A 6,380-nucleotide genomic window follows, 5' to 3' on the forward strand; every position below is an offset into this window, starting at 1 on the left:
CCCCGTCCGCCGCCTCGGCGGGCGGCGGCGTCTGGGTGAGCCGGGGCGCCGACGCCGAGCCCTCGCGCAGGGCGATCTCGCTCTCGTCCGAGGCCAGCACGGCCGGCAGCCGTGCCAGGGAGGCCGCGCTGCCGTCGTGGTCGACCAGCGCGAAGCGGCCCGGGTTCTCGGCGCGCGCCGCACGGACCAGCCCCCAGACGGCCGCCTGCGCCGGATCGGTGTGGGGTGCGTCCCCGGATCCGGTGGTGACGGCGTGCCGGGTCAGCACCACGAGCCGGGAGGCCGCCAGGCCGTCCTGCGCCAGCCAGCCGGTGAGCAGGCTCAGCGCGTGGGCGGTGGCCCGTCGCGTTGCGGCGGTGACGTCGCCGTCCGCGTCGGACCGGGTGTCGGGCATCGCCGCCAGGACCGTCGCGGGCACGGCTGTGCCTGTGGCCGCGTACAGGGCGGCGGGGTCCGTGTGCATGACGGCGGTGGCGAACGCCGGTGCGTCGGACAACGCCTCGCCGCCGACGAGATGCGGTGCGGCGACAGGCGCCGTGCCGATGCCGACGGGCGTCCAGCGGATCTGGTGCAGTGCGCCGCGCCCCGGAGCGGACGGCAGGGCGCTGGTGTCCACGGGGCGCAGGGTGAGCCCGGCGATGTCGGCGACCCGGCGTCCCCCGCCGTCGGAGAGGGCCACCCGGTAGGTGTGCTCGCCGGTGGGGGTGAGGCGCACGCGCAGCGCGGTGGCGCCGGCGGAGTGCGGGACGACGTCGGAGAAGGCGAACGGCAGGACGGCGCCGGCGCCTGCGGCGGGGGCCAGGGCCACCGTGTGCAGGGCGGCGTCCAGCAGGGCGGGGTGTACGCGGAACCGGTCGGCGCCCTGCAGGTGTTCGCCTTCCTCCGGGGCGATCTCGGCGTACACGTCGTCGCCGTCGCGCCAGGCCGCGCGCAGCCCGCGGAAGGCGGGACCGTAGGCGAAGCCGGCGTCGGCGATACGGTCGTAGAGGCCGCTGACGTCCACCGGGGTGGCGGTCGCGGGCGGCCAGGCGGCCGGCAGCGGTGCGGGAGCGACGGCCGACGGCGTGTCGGTGAGGGCGCCCTCGGCATGCCGCGTCCAGGCGGAGCCGGTGGCGGGTCGGGAGTGCACCGAGAGGGCGCGGTCGCCGTCGCCGTCGGGCGCCGAGACGGACACCTGGAGCTGGACGGCGCCGTTCTCCGGGAGCACGAGCGGCGTCTGGAGGGTGAGGTCGCCGATCCGGGCGGCCCCCACGTGCCCGCACGCCTCCATGGCGAGGTCGAGGAACGCGGTGCCGGGGAACAGGATGCGGCCGTCCAGCGCGTGGTCGGCGAGCCATGGCCTGTCGTTCACGGAGACGGTTCCGGTCAGCACGACGCCGGAGCTGTCGGCGAGGGCGACGGCAGCGGTGAGCAGCTGGTGGCGTACGGGGTCCAGGTCCGTGCGGGTGCTGTCGGAGCCGGTCGCCTCGAGCCAGTAGCGGCGCCGTTGGAAGGGGTAGGTGGGCAGGTCGGTGCGGACGGCCCCCGAGGGGGTGAACCAGGCGTCCCAGTCCACGCGGTGGCCGTGGGTGTGCAGCCGGGCCAGCGCGGTGGTCAGCGAGGCGTCCTCCTCCTCGTCACGCCGCAGGGTCGGCACGAGTGCGGCGACGCCGTCGACGCAGTCTGCGGCGAGCGCGGTCAGCACACCGCCCGGACCGATCTCGACGTAGGCGGTGACGCCCTGTTCCTCCAGGGTGCGCATGCCTTCGTGGAAGCGGACGGCGTCGCGCACCTGGCAGACCCAGTAGGCGCCGTCCATCGGCTCGTCGGCGGTGACGGGGCGGCCGGTGACCGTGGAGACCACCGGCAGGGCGGGGGCGGCGTGACCGACGAGTGCCGTGCGCGCGGCGAACTTGTCGAGCATGTCGTTCATGTGGTGGGAGTGGAAGGCGTGAGCGACCTGCAGACGGTGTGTCTTGCGGCCGCGGGCGGCCAGTTCGGCCGCCACCGCGGCGACGGCTTCCTCGTCGCCGGACAGGACGGTGGCGAGCGGGCCGTTGACCGCCGCGACGCAGACCCGGCCCTCGTGGGCGGCGAGCAGCGGTGTCACCTCGTCCTCACCGGCCTGGACGGAGATCATGACGCCGCCCGTCGGGAGGTTCCCCATGAGTCTTCCGCGCACGGTGACGAGCCGGCACGCGTCCTCCAGTGTGAGAACTCCCGCGACGTGGGCCGCGGCGAACTCGCCGACCGAGTGGCCGAGCACCGCGTCGGGCCGTACGTCCAGACTCTCCAGCAGGCGGTACAGGGCGACCTGGACGGCGAAGAGTCCTGCCTGGGTGTAGTCGGTGCGGTCCAGGAGCGCCGCCTCGGGACTGCCCGCCTCGGCGAACAGGACGTCACGCAGGGGCAGTTCGAGTTCGGCGTCGAGGTGGGCGCAGGCCTCGTCGAGGGCGTCGGCGAAGATCTCGTGCCGCTCGTACAGGACTCGTCCGGTGGCCGCCTGCTGACTGCCCTGTCCGGAGAAGAGGAAGGCCACCTTGCCCCCGCGCGCCCGGCCGGTGGCCAGCAGCGGGTGCTCGCGGCCCTCGGCGAGCGAGGTGAGCGCGTCGACGAGTGCGGCGGTGTCGCCGGTGGCGACGGCCGCGCGGTCGTCGTGGTGGGCGCGGGTGGTGGCCAGGGACAGCGCCAGGTCGGCCGGAGCGCTGTCCGGGCGGGCGGCGATGTGGGCGAGGAGACGGCGGGCCTGGGCGCGCAGGGCGGCGTCGCCACGGGCCGACAGCAGCCACGGCAGGGTGCGGGGGGCGCTGTCGGCCGGGCGGGACTGCACCGGGGCGAAGGCCTCGGGTTCCTGGATGATCACGTGTGCGTTGGTGCCGGAGACTCCGAACGACGACACGCCCGCACGGCGCAGGGTGTCACCGGGGACCCAGTCGCGCTCTTCCTGCAGCAGGCGCACGGCGCCGGACGACCAGTCGATGTACGGCGACGGCTGTTCGGCGTGCAGGGTGCGCGGCAGGACGCGGTGACGCATCGCCATCACCATCTTGATGATGCCCGCGACACCTGAAGCGGCCTGTGTGTGGCCGATGTTGGACTTCAGCGCCCCGAGCCACAGCGGCCGTTCCGCAGGCCGGTCCTGACCGTAGACGGCCAGCAGCGCCTGCGCCTCGATGGGGTCGCCGAGGGTGGTTCCGGTGCCGTGCGCCTCGACGGCGTCGACGTCCTGCGGGGAGAGCCCGGCGGAGGCCAGCGCCTGGCGGATGACCCGCTGCTGGGCGGGTCCGCTGGGCGCGGTGAGTCCGTTGGAGGCGCCGTCCTGGTTGACGGCGGTGCCGGCGACGGTGGCGAGCACGGGGTGGCCGTTGCGGCGGGCGTCCGACAGACGCTCCAGCAGGAGGAGGCCGACGCCCTCGGCCCAGCCCGCGCCGTCGGCCTGGGCGGCGAACGGCTTGCAGCGGCCGTCCGGCGAGAGGGCGCGCTGCCTGCTGAACTCGACGAAGGTGTCCGGGGTGGAGATCACGGTGACACCGCCGGCGAGAGCGAGTTCGCACTCCCCGGACCGCAGGGCCTGCACCGCCAGATGCAGGGCGACCAGGGAGGACGAGCAGGCGGTGTCGACGGTGACGGCCGGTCCTTCCAGACCGAAGGTGTAGGCGATGCGTCCCGAGGCGACGCTGCCGGCGCTGCCGGTGGCCAGGTAGCCCTCCAGCTCCTCGGGGGCCTTGTGGGCACGTCGGGCGTAGTCGTTGTAGTTGGAGCCGACGAAGACACCCGCGCGGGCGCCGCGGATGCGGTCAGGATCGATCCCGGCGCGTTCGAACGCCTCCCAGGACGTCTCCAGCAGCAGCCGGTGCTGCGGGTCGATGGCCACGGCTTCGCGGGGCGCGATCCCGAAGAACGCGGGGTCGAAGCGGTCGGCGTCGTGCAGGAAGCCGCCGTGCCGGGCGTACGAGTGGCCGATGCTGTCGGGGTCGGGATCGTAGAGGCTCTCGACGTCCCAGCCGCGGTCGGTGGGGAACGGCGTGATGGCGTCGGCGCCGTCGGCGACCAGCTGCCACAGATCCTCAGGCGAGACGACGCCGCCGGGGAAGCGGCAGCTCATGCCGACGATGACGACCGGGTCGTCGTCGACGGCCGCCGTCGGCAGTGCGAGCAGCGGCTCGGCGGCCGTCGCCGTGCCGAACAGCTCTCCGTCCAGGTAGGCGGCGAGGGCTCCTGCGGAGGGGTGGTCGAAGGCGAGCGTGACCGGCAGACGCAGCCCGGTGGCCTCCACGAACCGGTTGCGCAGTTCGACGGCGGTGAGCGAGTCGAAGCCGACGTCCCGGAAGGCGCACCCGTCGGGGACCGCGCCGGGATCGGCATGGCCGAGGACGGCGGAGGCCTGGGCGCGGACCTCGGTCACCAGCGCGGCACGGCGCTCCGCCGGGGCCAGGCCCGCGAGACGCTGGACGAGCGGCGGTCCGTCGACGGAGTCGGCCTTCTTCTCGCCGCTCTCCGTGGTCAGCGGCGCCCGGGCCTCGGGGAGCTCGCGCAGCGCGGCGAACGCGCGGGCGGTGATCAGCTTCCAGTCGACATCGGCGACGATCAGGAACTCCTCGTCCTGTTCCAGCGCCTTCTGCAGGGAGGCGATGGCCAGTTCGGGGTCCATCGGGGGCACGCCGTCCCGGCGCAGCCGCTCGGCGACCTCCTCTCCGACCATGCCGCCGCCCGCCCAGGTTCCCCAGCCGATGGAGGTGGCGGGCAGTCCTTCCGCCCGGCGGCCCGCGGCCAGGGCGTCGAGGAAGGCGTTGGCCGCGGCGTAGCTGCCCTGTCCGGGACCGCCGAGTGTGCCTGCCATCGACGAGAACAGCACGAACGCGTCGAGGTCGAGGTGGCGAGTGGCGGCGTCGAGGGCGAGCGCCGCGTCGGCCTTGGGTCGCAGGACGTCATGGGCGCGCTGCGGGGTGAGCGCGTCGATGAGGCCGTCGTCGATGATGCCGGCGGTGTGCACCACTGCAGTGAGGGCGCCGCCGCCGGGCAGGTCGTCGACCAGGCGCCGGACCGCGTCGGCGTCGGCGACGTCGCAGGCGACGACGGTGGCCGACGTGCCCGACTCGGCGAGCTCGGCGACGAGTTCGTCGGCGCCCGACGCGTCGGGGCCGCGCCGGGAGGCGAGTACGAGGTGTTCGGCGCCGCCGCGTGCGAGCCAGCGGGCGACGTGCCGGCCGAGCCCGCCGGTGCCGCCGGTCACCAGGACGGTGCCGGACGGCTGCCAACTGCCTTCCGGCCGCGGCCCGTCACCGGCGCGCACCAGCCGCCGGGCGAAGAGTCCGGAAGCGCGCACCGCGAGATGGTCCTCTTCGAGCGTGCCGGACAACGCTCCGATCAGCCGGCGCGCCGCACGGCCGTCGAGCGTGCCGGGCAGGTCGACGAGCCCGCCCCAGCGCTGCGGGTACTCCAGGGCGGCGATACGGCCGAGACCCCAGGTCATGGCCTGCAGAGGGCTGGTCAGTCGGTCGCTGCGGCGCACGGAGACCGCGCCACGCGTGGCACACCACACCGGGGCGTCCAGGCGGACGTCTCCGAGCACCTGAAGCAGGGTCGTGGTCAGGACCAGGCCGGTGGGCAGCACGCCCTCCGCCGACCAGGGGGACTCGTCCAGCGCGAGCAGCGACAGCACGCCACCGACCTCGACGCCGTCGACCCGGGCGCGTACGAGGTCGGCCATGCGGGCGCGTTCGGCGTCCGGGCCGCCCACGACGAGAACACGGGCCTCGGCAGACCTGTCGCCGATCGCGGCGCACACATCCCTGACGAGGGGGTCGTCCTCATGTCCGGCCGGCACGACGAGCAACCAGGCGTTCGCCAGCTCGTGGGCGCGTGCGGGCTGTTCGGTGCGGGGTCGCCAAGCGACCCGGTATCGCCAGCCGTCGACAGTGGAGTGGTGGAGCCGGTCCCGCCGCCAGGACGACAGGGCCGGCACCACCTCGGCGAGTGAGCGCACGTCGTCGAGTCCGAGACTGTCAGCCAGGGAATCGAGATCGTGGCTGTCCACGCTGGCCCAGAATCCGTCGTCGAGAAGGCTCATCCCGCCGAACGTCCCGACGTCGGCAGCGGTCTGCCGGGCGGTCGGCTCCAGCCAGTAGCGGTCGCGCTGGAACGCATACGTCGGCAACTCCACCCGACACGGCGACAACCCCTCGAACACCGGCCCCCAGTCAACCCCCACACCCCCCGCCCACGCCTCGCCCAACGACAGATAGAACCGCTCCAGACCGCCCTCACCCCGACGCAACGACCCCACCACCACCGCATCCCCACCCACAGCCTCGACCGTCTCACCGATCGGCACCGTCAACACCGGATGCGGACTCACCTCCACAAACGCACCGAACCCCTCCCCCGCCAACCGCCGCACC

General features: G+C 74.4%; 1 protein-coding gene. It reads right to left on the reverse strand.

Annotated features, from left to right (window positions below):
• A partial coding sequence (locus ABT300_RS40010) for an SDR family NAD(P)-dependent oxidoreductase (protein ID WP_351686893.1) occupies window positions 1-6,286 on the reverse strand: 6,286 nt, incomplete at its 3' end.
• Window positions 6,287-6,380: the final 94 nt, after the last annotated feature.

The organism is Streptomyces sp. NPDC001027 (genome assembly GCF_040299045.1).
Classification (GTDB): Bacteria; Actinomycetota; Actinomycetes; order Streptomycetales; family Streptomycetaceae; genus Streptomyces.